General features: G+C 64.9%; 15 protein-coding genes. 14 read left to right on the forward strand and 1 reads right to left on the reverse strand.

The window, feature by feature from the left end; all coding sequences use genetic code 11:
• Window positions 1-17 precede the first annotated feature (17 nt).
• From mraY to ileS, 14 genes are all read left to right on the forward strand, one after another.
• Window positions 18-1106 (forward strand): phospho-N-acetylmuramoyl-pentapeptide-transferase, encoded by a 1089-nt coding sequence (gene mraY, locus AC56PL_RS06680; RefSeq protein ID WP_495515558.1) that lies wholly within the window; start codon window positions 18-20, stop codon window positions 1104-1106.
• A gap of 3 nt (window positions 1107-1109) precedes the next feature.
• Window positions 1110-2615, forward strand: a complete 1506-nt coding sequence (gene murD / locus AC56PL_RS06685) for a UDP-N-acetylmuramoyl-L-alanine--D-glutamate ligase (protein ID WP_497153302.1) — start codon at window positions 1110-1112, stop codon at window positions 2613-2615.
• Complete coding sequence (gene ftsW, locus AC56PL_RS06690) at window positions 2615-4417, forward strand: putative lipid II flippase FtsW (RefSeq protein WP_497153303.1); 1803 nt, start codon at window positions 2615-2617, stop codon at window positions 4415-4417. The genes murD and ftsW overlap by 1 nt, the downstream gene beginning before the upstream one ends.
• A 54-nt stretch (window positions 4418-4471) precedes the next feature.
• Window positions 4472-5599, forward strand: coding sequence for an undecaprenyldiphospho-muramoylpentapeptide beta-N-acetylglucosaminyltransferase (murG, locus tag AC56PL_RS06695; RefSeq protein ID WP_497153304.1), 1128 nt, complete (start codon window positions 4472-4474; stop codon window positions 5597-5599).
• Complete coding sequence (gene murC / locus AC56PL_RS06700) at window positions 5596-7116, forward strand: UDP-N-acetylmuramate--L-alanine ligase (protein ID WP_495515562.1); 1521 nt, start codon at window positions 5596-5598, stop codon at window positions 7114-7116. Before murG ends, murC begins: the two co-directional genes overlap by 4 nt.
• On the forward strand, window positions 7113-8213 hold the full coding sequence (locus AC56PL_RS06705; protein ID WP_497153305.1) for a cell division protein FtsQ/DivIB: 1101 nt from the start codon (window positions 7113-7115) through the stop codon (window positions 8211-8213). Before murC ends, AC56PL_RS06705 begins: the two co-directional genes overlap by 4 nt.
• A gap of 202 nt (window positions 8214-8415) precedes the next feature.
• On the forward strand, window positions 8416-9606 hold the full coding sequence (gene ftsZ, locus AC56PL_RS06710; RefSeq protein WP_497153306.1) for a cell division protein FtsZ: 1191 nt from the start codon (window positions 8416-8418) through the stop codon (window positions 9604-9606).
• A gap of 8 nt (window positions 9607-9614) precedes the next feature.
• On the forward strand, window positions 9615-10331 hold the full coding sequence (pgeF, locus tag AC56PL_RS06715; RefSeq protein ID WP_497153578.1) for a peptidoglycan editing factor PgeF: 717 nt from the start codon (window positions 9615-9617) through the stop codon (window positions 10329-10331).
• Window positions 10324-11079: a YggS family pyridoxal phosphate-dependent enzyme gene (locus AC56PL_RS06720; protein WP_495515564.1), complete on the forward strand. Its 756-nt coding sequence runs from the start codon at window positions 10324-10326 to the stop codon at window positions 11077-11079. Before pgeF ends, AC56PL_RS06720 begins: the two co-directional genes overlap by 8 nt.
• Window positions 11080-11159: 80 nt before the next feature.
• On the forward strand, window positions 11160-11906 hold the full coding sequence (locus tag AC56PL_RS06725) for a cell division protein SepF (RefSeq protein WP_497153307.1): 747 nt from the start codon (window positions 11160-11162) through the stop codon (window positions 11904-11906).
• Window positions 11907-11974: 68 nt separating this feature from the next.
• Complete coding sequence (locus AC56PL_RS06730) at window positions 11975-12256, forward strand: YggT family protein (RefSeq protein WP_482142073.1); 282 nt, start codon at window positions 11975-11977, stop codon at window positions 12254-12256.
• Between the two features lie 419 nt (window positions 12257-12675).
• Window positions 12676-13500, forward strand: a complete 825-nt coding sequence (gene wag31 / locus AC56PL_RS06735; protein WP_495515566.1) for a DivIVA-like cell division protein Wag31 — start codon at window positions 12676-12678, stop codon at window positions 13498-13500.
• Window positions 13501-13528: 28 nt separating this feature from the next.
• Window positions 13529-14008, forward strand: coding sequence for a hypothetical protein (locus tag AC56PL_RS06740; RefSeq protein ID WP_497153308.1), 480 nt, complete (start codon window positions 13529-13531; stop codon window positions 14006-14008).
• Window positions 14009-14247: 239 nt separating this feature from the next.
• Window positions 14248-17487, forward strand: a complete 3240-nt coding sequence (gene ileS, locus AC56PL_RS06745; RefSeq protein WP_497153309.1) for an isoleucine--tRNA ligase — start codon at window positions 14248-14250, stop codon at window positions 17485-17487.
• Here ileS and AC56PL_RS06750 read toward each other — a convergent pair.
• A complete protein-coding gene (locus tag AC56PL_RS06750; RefSeq protein ID WP_497153310.1) occupies window positions 17484-18197 on the reverse strand; it encodes a TetR/AcrR family transcriptional regulator in 714 nt (237 codons plus the stop codon). The genes ileS and AC56PL_RS06750 overlap by 4 nt on opposite strands.
• Window positions 18198-18262 lie beyond the last annotated feature (65 nt).

The raw sequence follows: 18262 nt of genomic DNA on the forward strand, positions 1-18262 counted from the left end.
CAGATAGGGATGTTCAGGTGAGGCAGATCCTGATTGCGGGCGTGATCTCGCTGGCGGTGGCGATCTTGCTGACCCCGGTGCTGATCAAGGTCTTTTCGCGTCAAGGCTTCGGTCAGGAGATCAGGGTCGAGGGGCCCGCAAGCCACCAGACCAAGCGCGGCACCCCGTCGATGGGCGGCGTGGCGATCGTGGCCGCACTGTGGGCGGGCTATTGGGGATCGCATCTGTTCGGGTACATCACGGACGGCAGCGGTCCGACCGCCTCGGGCATCCTGGTGCTGTCGCTGGCGACCACGTTGGCGCTCGTCGGCTTCCTCGACGACTTCATCAAGATCCGCAAGCAGCGCAACCTCGGACTGAACAAGACCGCGAAGTCGGTGGGTCAGCTCATCGCCGCATTGCTGTTCGGTGTGCTGGCGCTGCAGTTCCGCAACGAAGCCGGTTACCAGCCGGCCAGCCCCAAGTTGTCGTACGTCCGTGAGATCGACGCCATCGCCATGGGTTCGGTGGTCTTCATCATCTTCGTGTGGCTGGTGGTGTCGGCGTGGTCCAACGCGGTCAACTTCACCGACGGACTGGACGGCCTCGCCGCGGGTTCGATGGCGATGGTGCTCGGTTCCTACGTGCTGATCACGTTCTGGCAGTACCGCAATGCCTGTGTCGGTGGGCCCAAAGCTGCCGAGCCCGGTTGCTACACCGTGCGTGACCCGCTCGATCTGGCGTTGATCGCGGTGGCCGGCGGTGGCGCCTGCCTGGGATTCCTGTGGTGGAATGCCGCCCCGGCCAAGATATTCATGGGCGACACCGGTTCTCTGGCGCTCGGTGGGTTGCTCGCCGGCCTGTCGATCACCACCAGCACCGAACTCCTCGCTGTCGTCGTCGGCGCGCTGTTCGTCGCTGAGATCATCTCGGTGGTCATCCAGATCGCGGTCTTCCGGACCACCGGCAGGCGGGTGTTCCGGATGGCGCCGTTCCATCACCACTTCGAACTGTCCGGGTGGGCCGAAACCACGGTGATCATCAGGTTCTGGCTGCTGACCGCCATCGCGTGCGCCCTGGGGTTGTCGCTGTTCTACAGCGAGTTCCTCAGTTCAAGTGGGGGATAGGCGATGACGGTGCAGGCACCGTGGGGTGAGCGGGTTCTGGTCGCGGGCGCCGGTATTGCCGGAGCGTCCGCCGCGCGGTTCTTGCTGAACCATGGTGTGGCGGTCACCGTCTGCGACAACCGACCTGCCGCGCTCGAACCGCTGGTCGCCGCGGGTGCTGCGGCGGTGTCCCCGGATACGCTGACCGCCACCTCGGACTGGACCGCCGACTTCGACCTCGTCGTCGCATCGCCGGGCTTCCGCCCCGACAACCCACTGGTGGTTGCGGCCGCGGCCGCGGGGCTACCGGTGTGGGGCGAGGTCGAATTGGCCTGGCAGGTGGACCGATCCGGCGTCACCGGCCCGCCTCGTCAATGGCTGGTGGTCACCGGTACCAACGGCAAGACCACCACCACCGGGATGATCGAGTCGATCATGTCCGCTGCCGGCGCCTCGGTCATGGCCTGCGGCAACATCGGCCTGCCGGTGCTCGACGCGTTGGTCGCAGAGCCCCGCGTCGAGCAGCTCGCGGTGGAACTGTCGTCGTTTCAACTCTTCTGGGCACCGTCGGTACGTCCGACCGCGGGTGTGGTGCTCAACATCGCCGAAGACCACCTCGACTGGCATGGCTCGATGGATGCCTACGTCGAGGCCAAGGCCATCGCCCTGTCGGGACCGGTTGCGGTTGTCGGCCGCGACGACCCGGTGGCAGGCAACCTCACCGGCTCGGATCCGGAGGGCCGCACACTCGGATTCCGGCTCGGGGTCCCGGAGCCGGATGAACTCGGTGTCCTCGACGGCCGATTGGTCGACCGGGTCGACTGGGACGCGAGTGGCGATTCTCGGCCGATCCCGTTGACCGATGTCGTTGCCCTGATCGACGCCGACAAGGTGCGGCCGCAAGGTCCGTCCGGCGTCCTCGATGCGCTGGCGGCGGCGGCGCTGTGCCGGGCGGTCGGGGTGAGCCCGCAAGCCGTCGCCGAAGGGCTCGAAGCGTTCACCGTCGCCGGACACCGCAGTGCGCCGGTCGCCATCGTCGGGACAACCACCTTCATCGACGACTCGAAGGCGACGAACCCCCACGCCGCGCAGGCCTCGATCCTGGGACATCGCCGAGTGATCTGGATTGCCGGGGGATTGCTCAAGGGTGCTTCGGTCGACGAACTCATCATCGCCGTCCGCGATCGGCTCGCCGGGGTGGTGATCATCGGAGCCGATCGCGACATCATCAGAGATGCAATGGCACGACACGCCCCTTTGGTCCCAACAGTCACACGAGTAACAGGGGAAGATGGGTCGGTGAACATCGCCCCGGCTTCTGTAGATCCGGTCTCCGCCGACGCGGTCATGGACAGCGCGGTGCGGGCTGCCTGGGACCTCTGCGCAGCCGACCCGGATACCCCTGATGCAGTGGTGTTGGCCCCGGCGGCGGCATCGCTGGACATGTTCTCCGGTTACGGAGCCCGCGGCGACAGCTTCGCCGCGAGTGCCCGCGCTCTCCCGGGCGCGCAGGTGCTGGGGGAATCCTGATGCGAAAGAACCGGATCAACGCGGACTCTGACGATATTGATTCGGATATCGACTCCGAGCCGGAAACAAGCCTGGGCGGCGTGGACCTCGAGGACGATGGGGATCTGGAAGGCGTCGACATCGGTGGCGACTCCGACGACAAGGCAGAGCCCGCCGGTTCGACCGCGGCAGGCACTCGCGGCACCTCCAAGTCCACGCCGGATCGCCGGGTCATCTCCCTCGGCGAGGGGATCGGTTCGATTCTCACCAGGGTCGCCGGTGTCCTGAGCCGGCCCCTGGCGTCGTTTCATCTCGTGGTGACCCTGACCGTCCTGCTGACCGCCTTCGGGTTGGTGATGGTGCTGTCGGCATCGTCGGTGGAGGGTTATTCAAAAACCGGTTCGTCATACGGCATGTTCACCACGCAGTTGGTGTTCGCCGCGATGGGTGTGGTGCTGTTCTACTTCGCCGTACGGATGCCGGTGCGGATCATGCGACGGCTGGCCGCCCCGGCGATCATCATCACCACGATCATGCTGATGCTGGTCCTGGTGCCCGGCATCGGAACCCTGAGTCAGGGTGCCCGACGGTGGTTCGTCATCGGCGGACTCTCGGTACAGCCCTCAGAGCTGGCCAAGGTTGCACTCTGTGTCTGGGGTGCCCATCTGCTCGCTTCCCGTCGCCGGGACAACGCGCAACTGCGTGAGTTGCTCATCCCGCTGATCCCGGTCGCGATCCTGATCTGTGGCCTGATCATCCTCGAACCGAACCTGAGTACCACCATCACGATCGCGATCATCATTGGCGCACTGCTGTGGTTTGCAGGTTTGCCGATGAAGGTCTTCGGCTTCTTCGCGCTCACCGGTGTGGCGCTGGCCGCCGTGCTCGCCATGTCGGCCGGCTATCGCAGCGCGCGGGTGCTCAGCTTCCTGGGTCAGGACAACGATCCGCAGGGTGCGGGTTATCAGGCCAGGCAGGCCCGGTATGCCCTGGCCAATGGTGGTCCGTTCGGTGAGGGGCTCGGGCAGAGCCGGGCGAAGTGGAACTACCTGCCCAACGCCCACAACGACTTCATCTTCGCGATCATCGGCGAAGAACTCGGACTCGTCGGTGGCGTCCTCGTGCTGCTGCTGTTCGGTTTGTTCGCCTTTGTCGGCCTGCGGATCGCGGTTCGCTCGGTGGACCCGTTCCTGCGGCTGCTCACCGCGACCATCACGATCCTGGTGACCGCGCAGGCACTGATCAACATCAGCTACGTCGTGGGTCTGCTCCCGGTGACGGGTATCCAGCTGCCGTTGCTGTCGGCCGGTGGCACCTCGACGCTGACCACACTGATCATGTTCGGGTTGCTGGCGAACGCGGCACGGCACGAACCGGAAGCGGTCGCGGCACTGGCATCGGGTGGAGACGGCAGGTTCGGCCGAATGCTCCGGCTGCCCAATCCGGTTCCGTACGCTCAGACCCGTGCCGAGGTTCTGCGCGACCGCCTGGACCGGCGACGGGTGCAGCGCGCACCGAGTCCGGTGGGACGCGCGCGCCGCGCCGCGGCCACCGAACCAGCGCGGCGACCGGCCCAGAAACGACAGCCTCCACGCAGCCATCCAGCGCGTGAGGACACCAGGCGCGTGCGGGTTCAGCGACCCCAGGATTGGGGTTATGACGGCACTGCGAGCCCGCCGCAGCGCCGGTCGCAGTCACTGCGTAACAATGACAGTTATGCCCATGATCGTCAGCCGCGAGATATCCGTCGCGGCAGCAATACCTCTGCCCGTCCGGCCTACGGCGACGACCGCCGATACCGCGATCCGCGACCGAGGCGGTGAGCGAACCGCCGGATGGAAATCTGGACGGGGCGCAGGCGGATGGGGCATGAAGCCATGAGTGAATCGACCCGGCCGCTGTCGGTTGTGGTGGCAGGTGGCGGTACAGCCGGTCATATCGAACCGGCGATGGCCGTCGCGGATGCGTTGATCGAGATCGATCCGACGATCAAGGTCACCGCGCTGGGTACAGCGCGGGGACTCGAGACGACCTTGGTGCCCGAGCGCGGCTATCGCCTCGAGCTCATCCCGCCGGTACCGTTGCCCCGCAAACCCAATGCGGATCTGGCCAAACTTCCACTGCGGCTACCCAAGTCGGTTGCAGCCACGCGTCGGATCCTCGATGAGGTGGACGCCGACGTGGTCATCGGCTTCGGCGGATACGTCGCGTTGCCCGCGTATCTGGCGGCCCGCCTGCGGAGCCGTTCGGGTGCACGGATCCCGGTGGTCATCCATGAGGCCAACGCGCGCGCCGGCGTGGCGAACAAGGTGGGCGCGCGGCTGGCCCAGCGCGTGCTGGCTGCGGTTCCCGGATCGGGCTTGGCGGCCGACGTTGTCGGAATCCCTGTGCGCGCAGCAATTTCCGATCTCGATCGTGGTGCGTTGCGTGCCGAGGCCCGGGCCTTCTTCGGGCTCGATCCCGATGCGCCGACCCTGCTGGTCTTCGGTGGATCACAAGGTGCGCAAAGTCTCAACACCGCTGTCCGTGGCGCGGCACAGACATTGGCGGACAACGGAATCGGTGTTCTGCACGCTTACGGGAAGAAGAACACCCTCGAGCCGTTCGACGCGACACCGCCGTATGTCGGCCTGCCTTACATCTCGCGGATGGACCTCGCATACGCGGCAGCGGATCTGGCCATCTGCCGGTCCGGCGCGATGACCGTCGCCGAGGTCTCGGCAACCGGTCTACCCGCGGTGTATGTCCCGCTTCCGCATGGCAACGGTGAGCAACGTCTGAACGCGGCTCCACTGGTCGAGGCCGGCGGTGGGCTGATGGTCGACGATGCCGATCTGACGCCGGACTATGTGGCGCAAACCCTTCCGCCGCTGTTGACCGATCCCGAGCGGTTGTCGGCCATGGCCGCTGCGGCCGCCGGATCGGGTGCCAGGGGTGCCGCGCAGGCTGTTGCCGCCGCCGGCATCGAACTCGCGCAAGCCCGGCGTGCGGCGGCGAGCCGATGAACGAGCCGATCGCCGGAGATATGAAACAACCATTGCCTGCACAACTTTCGCGCGTGCACATGGTCGGGATCGGTGGCGCGGGTATGTCCGGGCTGGCACGGATTCTGCTGGCGCGTGGCGGTCAGGTCTCTGGAAGCGACGCGAAGGAATCGCGGGGTGTGGTCGATCTACGCACTCGTGGTGCCCAGATCCACATCGGACATGACAGTTCCGCACTCGACATGCTCGACGGCGGTCCGACGGTGGTGGTGACCACGCTGGCCGCCATCCCCAAGGACAACCCCGAACTGGTGGCCGCACGCGAGCGCGGGATTCCCATTCTGCTGCGGCCCGGAGTGCTGGCGACGTTGATGGAAGGGCATCGCAATCTGCTGATCGCGGGCACCCACGGCAAGACGTCCACCACCTCGATGACGGTGGTCGCGCTGCAGCACTGTGGTCTCAATCCGTCGTTTGCCATCGGTGGACAGCTGAACGAATCCGGAACCAACGCCCACCACGGCTCGGGCGAGCTGTTCGTGGCCGAGGCCGACGAGAGCGACGGATCGCTCCTGGAATACACGCCGGACGTGGCCGTGGTGACCAATGTTGAGTCCGATCATCTCGATTTCTTCGGGACCGTAGAGGCCTATGTGAGGGTGTTCGACGACTTCGCCGACCGCATCGTCGATGGCGGGACCCTCGTGGTCTGCCTGGACGATCCGGGTTCGGCGGCGTTCGCGGGCCGGGTGAACGAACGGTTGGTCGCGCGGGGGATATCGGTCCGCGGCTACGGCGAAGGGGTGCATCGCGATCTGGCTCCGGGTGTTCCGCTCGCTGCCGAGCTGTTGGCCTGGCAGAGCCGCGCCGGTGGGGGTATCGCGCAGGTGCGATTCACCGACCGCGACGGGGTGGTCGTCGAACACGAGATGAATCTGCCGGTCCCCGGTAAACACATGGCGCTCAACGCGATGGCCGCGGTACTCGCCGGAGAGTCTGCCGGGGCGCCGATCTCCGATGTGATCAGAGGCGTCGAGGGTTTCACCGGTGTGCACCGCCGATTCCAGCTGCGCGGTGCGGTCGGCGGAATCCGGGTGTTCGACGACTATGCACATCACCCCACCGAGGTACGGGCGGTGCTGACCGCGGCGCGCGACATGGTGGACGTCGACGGTGGCCGTGTGGTGGCCATCTTCCAGCCCCATCTGTACTCACGCACACAAACATTCGCGACCGAGTTCGCCGGCGCACTCGACCTCGCCGATCAGGTCATCGTGCTCGACGTCTACGGAGCCCGTGAGCAACCGATCCCGGGCATCAGTGGCGTGACGATCGCCGAACGGATCGGCAAACCCGTTGCGTTCCAGCCAAATGTCTCGGCGCTCCCGCGTCAGGTGGTCGAACTGGCCCAGCCGCAGGATGTGATCCTCACCATCGGTGCCGGTGACGTGACCATGCAGGCAGGGGAGATCGTCAAAGCGTTGCGCGATGCCGGTCGGGTGAATCAGGACGACCGGATCCCGCGGGGCGAACAATGAGCGGGCGTGGTCGGCCCGGCCGCGATGAGAAGTCGCGGCGTACCGGCGGCGCGAGGGACGTCGGTTCAGATGAGCTCGGTCCGGGCGGCCGCGACCCAGGGGAGATCGACCCAGCAGACATCGACGCGGAAGTCCCTGGCCCACATGATTTCGTCGGGGACGAGTACGGCCAAGAACAGTTCGACCCAGAACAGTTCGACCAAGAACAGTTCGACCCAGACGAGTTCGGTGATGACGTGGACGCCGACGACATCGAAACCGGCGGCGACGTCGACGACTCCGGCAGATCGGACGATTCGGACGGCAGGGGAACGTCGGCGAGGGATCGCGGCGGACGGTTCGGCCGAGGCAGGTTCAGTTGGCTGAGTCGCAAGAACAGTGGTCGCAAAAGCCGTGGTCGCACAAGCAATGGTCGTAGTCGCGCCCGGCCGGCGATCAGCGGCATGCGCGTGCTGGTCGGCACCATCGGTGTCATAGCGGCGGTCATCGCACTGTTCCTGGTTGCGTACTTCACGCCGCTGATGTCGGTGCGGAGCGTCGACGTGACGGGCAATTCCGCGGTGCCGATGGAGGAGATCACCTCCGCGGCAGCGATTCCCGCGGGCGAGCCGCTTCTTCAGGTTGATGCTGCGGCCGCGGCCCGGCGGGTATCGATGATGCCGCGGATCGCCTCGGTCCGGGTCAAGCGTGAGTACCCCTCGACCATCAGTATCTCCGTGGTCGAACGTGTCGCCGTCGTCTTCACCGAACGTGACGGACAGAAGTACTTGATGGACAAGCTGGGATTCGAGTTCGCGCAACAGGATCCGCCGCCCGGGCTGGCCCAGCTGCGTACCCGGAATCCGGGTTCGGGTGACGCCTCGACACGGGCCGCTTTGACGATGATGGCGCAGGTTCCCCCATATGTGTCGGAACAAATCGCCGCGATCGAGGTCAGTTCTCCGGTCAATATCGTGTTGGTACTCAAGGACAACCGGACCGTGGTGTGGGGAGACGACAGTCGAAACGCCGAGAAAGCGGAGACCCTGCGCCATGTGCTGACGCAACCGGGAACCGAATACAATGTGTCCAGCCCGTCGAATCCGACGTTCAAATAGCCGATTTGGTGCAATTCGCACAGTTCTTTCCCGACACGCCGCGCCGGTTGCTGGCTCCGGTGTCCGAAGGTGCCTAGCGTTTCCATCAGCACACGACTACTTGACATAACTCTAAGCCTATGGTTTAGGTTGAGGGTTTTCGCGAAGCGGCCGTGCCGTAGAACCAAACTGGTTCGAACAGACCAAAAGGAAGGCGAGCGCCATGACGCCCCCGCACAACTACCTTGCCGTGATCAAGGTCGTCGGTATTGGCGGCGGCGGAGTAAATGCCGTCAACCGCATGATCGAACAGGGACTCAAAGGTGTTGAGTTCATTGCCATCAACACCGATGCCCAGGCCCTGCTGATGAGTGATGCCGACGTCAAACTCGACGTCGGTCGCGACTCCACCCGTGGTCTCGGCGCCGGCGCCGACCCCGAGGTCGGTCGCCGCGCCGCCGAAGACGCGAAAGACGAGATCGAGGAGCTCATCAAGGGCGCCGACATGGTCTTCGTCACCGCCGGAGAGGGTGGTGGCACCGGAACCGGTGGCGCACCTGTCGTCGCGAGCATTGCGCGCAAGCTCGGTGCGCTGACCGTCGGTGTGGTCACCCGTCCGTTCTCGTTCGAAGGTAAGCGCCGCGGAGGCCAGGCCGAGGTCGGCATCACCGCCCTGCGCGAGTCGTGCGACACCCTCATCGTCATCCCCAACGACCGGCTGCTGCAGATGGGCGATGCCGCCGTCAGTTTGATGGATGCGTTCCGCAGTGCCGACGAGGTGCTCCTGAACGGTGTTCAGGGCATCACCGACCTGATCACCACACCCGGACTGATCAACGTCGACTTCGCCGACGTCAAGGGTGTGATGAGCAATGCCGGTAGCGCGTTGATGGGTATCGGTTCCTCGCGTGGCGAGAATCGTGCCACCAAGGCCGCCGAGTCGGCGATCAACTCGCCGCTGCTCGAGGCGTCGATGGAGGGCGCGCACGGTGTGCTCATCTCCATCGCCGGTGGCAGCGATCTCGGTCTGTTCGAGATCAACGAGGCGGCCACTCTGGTGCAGGAAGCTGCCCACATCGACGCCAACATCATCTTCGGCACCGTGATCGACGACAACCTCGGCGACGAGGTGCGCGTCACGGTCATCGCAGCCGGCTTCGACAGTGGATCACCGGCCCGTAAGCCGGTCGAGTCCGCGGCCACGGTCGCCGCTCGCAGCGCCTCGGTGGGATCCGGACGCTCGGGTGTCGTGTCCAAGGGCACCGACTCCGAACGCCGCGACTCGCTGTTCGCGCAGGCTCCTGCCGGAGACCCCTTCGCCGATGATCGCCAGGGACGCCAGACCTCGCGTCCGGCCCACGGTATGGACGAGGCCGACGATGAGGTGGACGTTCCCCCGTTCATGAAGCGCTGAGCGTGGCAGTGGGTTTTCGCGTCAGGCGGGTGACCACCTCGCGGGCAGGCGGCTTTTCGACCGGCCCCTATGCTTCGTTCAATCTCGGTGATCATGTCGGTGACGATCCGGAGGCGGTCTCACGCAACCGGATCCGACTCGGTGACGAGATCGGCGTCGGTGCCTCCCGGGTGGTCTGGATGGAACAGATCCACGGCCGCAACGTGGTGACCGTCGACGGTCCGCTGTCCGAGCCGGTGCCTGCCACCGACGCGTTGGTCACCACGACCAAGGATCTCGCGTTGGCCGTGCTCTCGGCCGACTGTGTTCCGTTGCTGCTCAGTGATGAGGCGGCGGGTGTGATCGCGGCGGTCCATGCCGGACGGGTCGGCGCGCGGATCGGGATCGTTCCGCGGGTGCTCGCCGAGATGGAAGCCGCAGGCGCGGTGGTGAGCAGGATCGGTGCATTCATGGGGCCGGCCGCCAGTGGTCGGCAGTACGAGGTACCCGCGCACATGCAGGCCGATGTCGAGGCGCACCTGCCCGGCAGCGCCACCACGACGCTCAAGGGCACTCCCGGGCTCGATCTTCGGGCCGGGATCCGCCGCCAGCTGTTGGAGGCCGGGGTCAATGCGGTCGCGCAGGATCCTCGGTGCACGATCGAAGACCAGGCCCTGTTCAGTCACCGGCGCAGCGCGCCGACGGGACGGATCGCTTCTGTCATCTGGATGGACAGCGGTGCCTGAGGGCTCTGACCGGACATCCGAGCGCGGAGAAGAACTCGCCGCGAATCTTGCACGTGTCCGCAGTCGTGTCGACGCGGCTTGTCTCGCGGCGGATCGCTCACCGGCGGAGGTGCAGTTGCTGCCCGTGACCAAGTTCTTTCCCGCGCAGGACGTGCTTCTGCTGGTTGCCGCAGGCGCCACCGAGTTCGGTGAGTCGCGTGAACCTGAGGCAGGGGAGAAGGCCGCGCAGGTTCGGGCCTCGACCGGGCGCGACGATCTGCGGTTCCACATGATCGGTCAGTTGCAGCGCAACAAGGCGAAGTCGGTGGCCCGCTGGGCCGATCGAGTGCATTCGGTCGACAGTCTCAAACTCGCCCAGGCACTCGACCGTGCCGTGGGAACTGCCCGGGAGGACGGCGCGCGCGCCGGAGCCCTGGAGGTCCTCATCCAGATCGGCCTCGATGACGACGAGGCCAAGGGACGCGGAGGGGTATCGGCAGACGAACTGCCGGGCCTGGCCGACGCCATCGCCGAATCAGTGAATCTCGACTTGTGCGGGCTGATGGTGATCGCTCCGCTCGGTGGTTCGGCGGAACAGTGGCTGGAGCAGGCGGCGCGCATCCACCAGGGATTTGTCACGCAATACCCGGCGGCAACCGAATTGTCGGCAGGTATGTCAGACGATCTCGAGGTCGCTGTCAAGTACGGATCGACATGCGTGCGTGTCGGTACCGCAATCATGGGCCAACGGCCAGTAATCTCGCCCTAACAGTTAGTCACACGAGTAACACGAGCAACATGGCTAACAAAGATTGTCGAGTACAAGCTGCGACTGAAAGAGGAAATGCGATGAGCACCATCCACAAGTTCAAGGCGTACTTCGGCATGGTCCCGCCCGGAGACTACGAAGACGACTACTTGGAGGATCCGGCCCCCGCCCGGGCTCGCCGGTATGAGCGCGACTACCGCGATGGTGACTACCGCGAGCCGTTCTACGGTGACGAAGCCGGTGCCGCCCGTCCGTATCGTGACGAGGTCGATGACCGTGACTACCGCGAGGCCGAGTTCGCAGGCGCCGAATACGAGCGCGCTCCGGAGTACGCCTACGCCGGTGCTCGTCGCCCCCAGTTCGAATCGGCCGATCGCTACGCCGCCGCACCGGCGCCTGCCCGGCCTTCGGCCCGTCTCGAGCCGCTCGGCAACACCCGGCCTGCGGCCACGCGTACCACCACCGTCGGTGGCGGCACGAGCACTCGTGGTGCACTCGCTCTCGATTCCCGCGCCGAGTTGGACCGCGTCTTCGAGGAAGACAATCCACTCGGCAAGATCACGACGTTGCGGCCGAGCAGCTACGCCGAGGCGCGCACCATCGGTGAGCGTTTCCGCGACGGCAGCCCGGTCATCATGGACCTCGTCGACATGAGCAACGCCGACGCCAAGCGCCTGGTCGATTTTGCGGCCGGACTTGCGTTCGCTCTGCACGGATCGTTCGACAAGGTCGCGACCAAGGTCTTCCTGCTGGCTCCCGCCGACATCGACGTCTCGGCCGAGGATCGCCGCAAGATCGCCGAGACCGGCTTCTACAACCACCAGTAGGACACCGGCAACAGGCCGCCAGTGCTGCGGTTTTCCCAAACCGTCGCGAATTCGGGCAGAGTTATGGCGTGACGATCGCGCGAGAGATTATTTACTACGTCCTCTTCATCTACTGGCTGCTGCTCCTGGGCCGGCTGGTGATCGAATTGGTCCGTACATTTGCCAGGGAATGGCGCCCGACCGGCGCCTCGGTTGTGGTCATCGAGGGTGTCTTCACATCCACCGATCCGCCGATCAAGACGTTGCGGCGCATCCTTCCGCCCATCCCGCTCGGTCCGGTCCGTCTGGACCTGTCCCTGATGATCACGATGATCCTGGTGTTGATAGCGATGACCGTGGTTGCCGGATAGTTCGGCCCGCCCGGATTCTTTTGCCCGAACACTCGTATCCACCCGCCGAATTCGCGGGGGATCTGCGGTGCGTGGGCGGCGCAGACACTCTGAGACACTCCGCGTGAACAGGGCGATGACGCTCCGGATCACCTCGACTGGCGTGGGACGCACTAGTATCGAGTAGGTTGATAACAAACGGGTCACGGATTCACGGCGCGCCGTTCTAAATGGTGCGTTTTGACCGCTGTTTGATTTCGACATGGCATCCATAGGGTGCAACGAACGGTTCTAGTGTGACAGGATGGACGCCAGTTACAGCCTGTGTGCATATCGTGAATAATATGAAGGACGCTCACGGTTTGGCGGACACGCTGAGCCAGCATCTGCCCGATAAGTAGAAGACCGAAGTTCGACACAAGGTATAAGGGGACCGACCAATGCGGCTGACACCAGCTGATGTGCACAACGTCGCGTTCAGCAAACCGCCGATCGGCAAACGCGGCTACAACGAGGACGAGGTAGATCAGTTCCTCGACTTCGTCGAAGCCGAGCTGGCGCGTTTGATCGAAGAGAACACTGACCTGAAACAGCGGGTTGAAGAGCTCGAGGGCGAGGTCACTGCGGCCAAGAACGCGCCGGCACCGACTCCAGAACCTGCCACGCAGGCGTTTGCGGCAGCACAACCGGCGGCTCCGGCCCCCGAGGCAGCGCCGCCGGCGGCACCGCAGAACGACGACCAGAGCGTCCGGGCCGCCCGAGTGCTGGGTCTGGCTCAGGAGACCGCCGATCGACTCACCAACAATGCTCGTAGTGAGTCCGAGTCGATGGTGGCCGACGCCCGCGCCCGCGCAGATGCGCTGGTCGGCGATGCCCGATCGAAGTCCGAGGCGATGCTGAGCGACGCGCGTCAGCGCTCCGAGGCCATCCTCGCCGATTCGCAGACCCGCGCCGAGACGCAGACGCGTCAGGCTCAGGAGAAGGCAGCTGCCCTGCAGGCGGATGCCGAGCGCAAGCACACCGAGATCATGGGCACCATCAACCAGCAGCGCACGGTGCTGGAAGGCCGGATCGAGCAGCTCAAGACCTTTGAGCGCGAGTACCGGACCCGGCTCAAGACCTACCTGGAGTCGCAGCTCGAAGAGCTGCAGCAACGGGGCAGTGCGGCACCGGTCGACAATGCACGCGGTGGTGATGCGTTCTCGTCCGATCCGGGCAATGGCGGCTTCACCAACACGGGCGGATTCTCCAAGCCGAGTAACTGACGCGACCGGGTAACCAGGACGCTTCAAAGTGTTGGTTTTGGCGCTGTCGGCCACCCTGGTGGGATTTGTCCTACTGGTGGCGGCTTTGCTCAGTGGTGTTCTCTGGTTGGCGATTGCCTGTGTGGTCGTCTGCGTGATCGGCGTCGGATTTCTGATTGCCGACCTACTCGGACTGGGGCGGAGTTCTTCTGCTTCAACCCGAACCGACGCGGATGGCCCCGACAGCAGCGATGCTGACCGTGGCGCTACCGGCAGCGACACCGCCGACGGTGATGTGAGTGATGACGAGGTCGGGACCTCGGATCAGGAGCAGGCTGGGGATTGGTCCGCCACGGCGGAACATGAGGAAGATCCCGCAGCCGGCGACTCGTCCGAGGGCCAGACCCGCAATGCGGGCGGCAATGACGCAGGATCTGACGCCGACACCGGTGTGATCCCTCGGATATCGAAACACGGTCGGGATGATGATCCGCCGACCGAAGAAATCTTTCTGGACAAACCACGTTAGACTTGAAGACGCATTGATCCGGCCATCACCGGGGAGCACCCGGAAGAACGGGACCGCGAGGTCCTCAGTAGAACCGGGCGGATGAGGTCCGTCAAAGCCTCGGCGACTACCGGCAGGAGTGTGCCGGTCAATCGATGGAGTGGCGCCGATTCGAGGCGCAAGCGGGGTGGTACCGCGGCCGATGAAACCATCGGTTCGTCCCCGTGCCGGCTGATACGCCAGAGCACGAGGAGACGGTAGTGAGTTCACACGAATCGGCAGCGCAGGGTTCTTCGGGACAGGAATCGGCGGGACAGAATGCAACCGGGCGGGTGTACCCGTTGGTTGATCTCGCAGGCGGCACCCGCAGCGGAGCGCCCTCATTTCCCGAGGTCGAGGAGCGGGTGCTCGATTACTGGAAGTCCGATGACACCTTCCGGGCATCGATCGACAACCGGGCGGACGCGCCGGAATTCGTTTTCTACGATGGACCGCCCTTCGCCAACGGCCTGCCCCACTACGGCCATCTGCTGACCGGCTACGTCAAAGATCTCGTGCCGCGCTTCCAGACCATGCGCGGCAAAAAGGTCGATCGCCGGTTCGGTTGGGATACACACGGCCTGCCTGCCGAACTCGAGGCCGAGCGGCAACTCGGGATCACCGACAAGGCCCAGATCGAGACCATGGGCGTGGCGAAGTTCAACGACTACTGTCACTCGTCGGTGCTGCGGTATACCGATGAATGGCGCGAGTACGTCACCCGCCAGGCGCGTTGGGTCGACTTCGACAACGACTACAAGACCCTCGACATCGACTTCATGGAGTCGGTCATGTGGGCATTCAAGACACTGCACGACAAGGGCTTGGTCTACCAGGGCTACCGCGTGCTGCCGTACTCCTGGTATGAGCAGACACCGCTGTCCAATCAGGAGAGCAAGCTCGACGACGCCTACCGGATGCGTCAGGATCCCGCACTGACCGTGCGGATGCCCCTGACAACCAAGGACTCCGGCCCTGCCGAGCTCGACGGCGTGAACGCCCTGATCTGGACCACCACGCCCTGGACCCTGCCCTCGAACCTGGCGATGGCCGTCCATCCCGACACCGAGTACAGCCACGTTCGCGGCGAGGACGGGCAGGAGTACCTGCTCGCCAGCGCGCTGCTCGGCAGCTACGCGCGTGAATTGGGTTCGGACCCAGAGGTACTCGGCACCTACACCGGCTCGCAGCTCGAGAACATCAGGTACCGGCCGCCCTTCGATTTCTTCGTCGGGCACGAAGGCGCCCATCGGATCCTGTTGGGCAACTACGTCACCACCGAGAGTGGAACCGGAATCGTCCATCTGGCACCGGCTTTCGGCGAAGAGGACATGGAGCTGGCCACGGCCGCCGGGATCGAGGTCGTGCAACCGCTCGATCCGGGTGGCCGTTTCACCTCGATGGTCCCGCCCTACGAGGGGCAGATGGTCTTCGATGCCAACCCGATGATCATCAAAGACCTCAAGACGGCAGGCAAGATCGTGCGCCATGACACGATCGAGCACTCCTACCCACATTCGTGGCGATCCGGAAAACCGTTGATCTACATGGCCGTTCCGTCGTGGTTCGTCGCCGTGACCACCTTCCGTGACCGGATGGTGGAGCTGAACAAGCAGATCGAATGGTCCCCGGAACACATCCGCGACGGCCAGTTCGGCAAATGGCTCGAAGGGGCGCGGGACTGGAACATCAGCCGCAACCGCTACTGGGGTGCGCCGATCCCGGTGTGGGTCTCCGACGACCCCGAATACCCGCGCACCGATGTCTACGGCAGCCTCGACGAACTCGAACGCGATTTCGGTGTCCGCCCGGACAACCTGCACCGGCCGTACATCGACGACCTGACCCGCCCCAACCCCGACGACCCGACCGGGCGCTCGACCATGCGCCGCGTGCCCGAGGTCCTGGACTGCTGGTTCGAATCCGGATCGATGCCGTTCGCCCAGGTGCACTACCCCTTCGAGAACACCGACTGGTTCGAGGGCACCGACACCGAACCAGGCCACAGCCCAGGCGATTTCATCGTCGAATACAACGGGCAGACACGCGGCTGGTTCTACAACCTGCACGTGCTCTCGACTGCACTGTTCGATCGTCCGGCATTCCGGACCGTGGCCGCACACGGCATCGTGCTCGGCGACGACGGCCAGAAGATGTCGAAGTCCAAGCGGAACTACCCCGATGTGAACGAGGTGTTCGACCGGGATGGCAGCGACGCCATGCGGTGGTTCCTGATGGCTTCTCCGATCCTGCGCGGCGGCAATCTGGTTGTCACCGAGCGTGGGATCCGGGAAGGCGTCCGGCAGGCATTGCTGCCGTTGTGGAATGCCTATAGCTTCTTGCAGTTGTACGCCGAGCGGCCCGCGCAGTGGAGCACCGCGTCCACCAACGTGCTCGATCGGTACATCCTGGCGAAGGCTGCGGCCACCCGCGATGCGATGACCGAGCAGATGGAGACCTACGACGTCGCCGGTGCCTGTGACGAGTTCCGGAACTTCTGTGAAGCGCTGACCAATTGGTATGTGCGCCGGTCGCGTTCGCGTTTCTGGGCCGGTCAGGACGAGGCGCCGGAGGCGTTCGACACGCTGTACACGGCACTGGAGGTGGCCTGCCGACTGGCTGCGCCGCTGCTGCCGCTGACCACCGAGGCGATCTGGCGTGGGCTGACCGGCGAGCGGTCGGTGCATCTGACCGATTGGCCCGCCGAGGACGAACTCCCCGCTGATCCGGAACTGGTCGCGGCGATGGACGACGTGCAGTCGGTCTGTTCGGTGGCATCGAGCCTGCGCAAGGCCAACAAGTTGCGGGTTCGACTTCCGTTGCCTGCGTTGACCATTGCCTCGCCCGATGCGCTGCGGCTGGCTCCGTACACCGATCTCATCGCCGACGAGATGAACGTGAAGTCGGTGAACCTGACCGACGATGCGGATCAGTACGGCAAGGTGGAGTTGTCCGTGAATGCCCGGGTGGCCGGTCCGCGCCTGGGCAAGGACGTCCAGCGGGTCATCAAGGCCGTCAAGTCCGGGAACGTCACCATCACCGAACGCGACGGCGCCGAGGTGGTCAGTGCCGACGGTATCGAATTGCTCGAAGGTGAGTTCACCCGCAAACTCGTTGCGGTCAAGCCGGAATCGACTGCGGAGCTGCCGTCGGGCAACGGGCTCGTGGTACTCGACACCACGGTCACCGAAGAACTCGAAGCCGAGGGCTGGGCCAAGGACCGGATCCGGGAACTGCAGGAAGCGCGTCGCAGCGCAGGCCTGGATGTCTCCGACCGGATCAAGGTTGTCCTGGCGGTGCCTGCCGAGCACCTCGAGTGGGCGAGGCGGCACGCCGATCTCATCGCAGGCGAGATCCTGGCCGTGGATCTGACGTTGGTCGACGGGCGTAAGGAAGCCGCATCGGGGGAGTGGGTCGAACTCGGCGACGGAGTCCAGGCGACGGTCACCAAGGCCGGCTAGGTCATTGGAGCCGGTATCAGTCCGATCCGATCGAGGAGCCCATCGATCTGCAGTGCGAACAACCGCTGCATGTCGGTGGGTGACTCGACGCCGAACTGACCGAATACCTCCAGGCTTGTCAGGCCGACGGTGCCTGCCCACAGGGCTATTGCGCTGTGGAGGTGGCGGTCGTCGAGATCAAGGCCGAACTCTTCTCGGATGCCGTCGAAGACGGCGCTGACATTCGACTCGATAGACGAGGGTTGCGGCGCGATCCGGCCTGACGCGGCGGCGTCGAGGATGGTGCGCATCAATAGTGCGACAACCCGCGTCCCGGGTTCGGTGGTCTTCTCTGCCGGTGCCTGATAGCCGGGGACCGGGCTGCCGTAGAGCAGTGCGTACCGTGCGGGTTCGGCGACCGCCCAGTCGTGGAATGCCATGCAGCTGCGCCGGATCTGTTCTCTCGGGTCGTCGGAGGGTGCGGTGTTGTGCGCGGCGCCGACCTTCTCGGCGAGTTCGGTGTACGCGTCGACCACCAAGATCGTCAGCAGGTCGTCGCGGCTTGCGACGTATCGGTACACCGCCGAAGACACCAGATCGAGTTCCCGGGCGATCGCCCGCAATGACAGCGCTGCCGCGCCATATTTCGCGAGATGCTCGCGGCCCACCTCGAGGATGCGCTGGTTCGTCTGTATCCGGGCCTGCGCACGTGGTGTCAGCTTGTCGGTCATACCCTCATCCTGCCACAACTGAGAGCAGTGCTCTTGCAATTGTCGCCGCAGTGGTGCACACTCGA

It is taken from the genome of Williamsia sp. Y721, assembly GCF_059683565.1.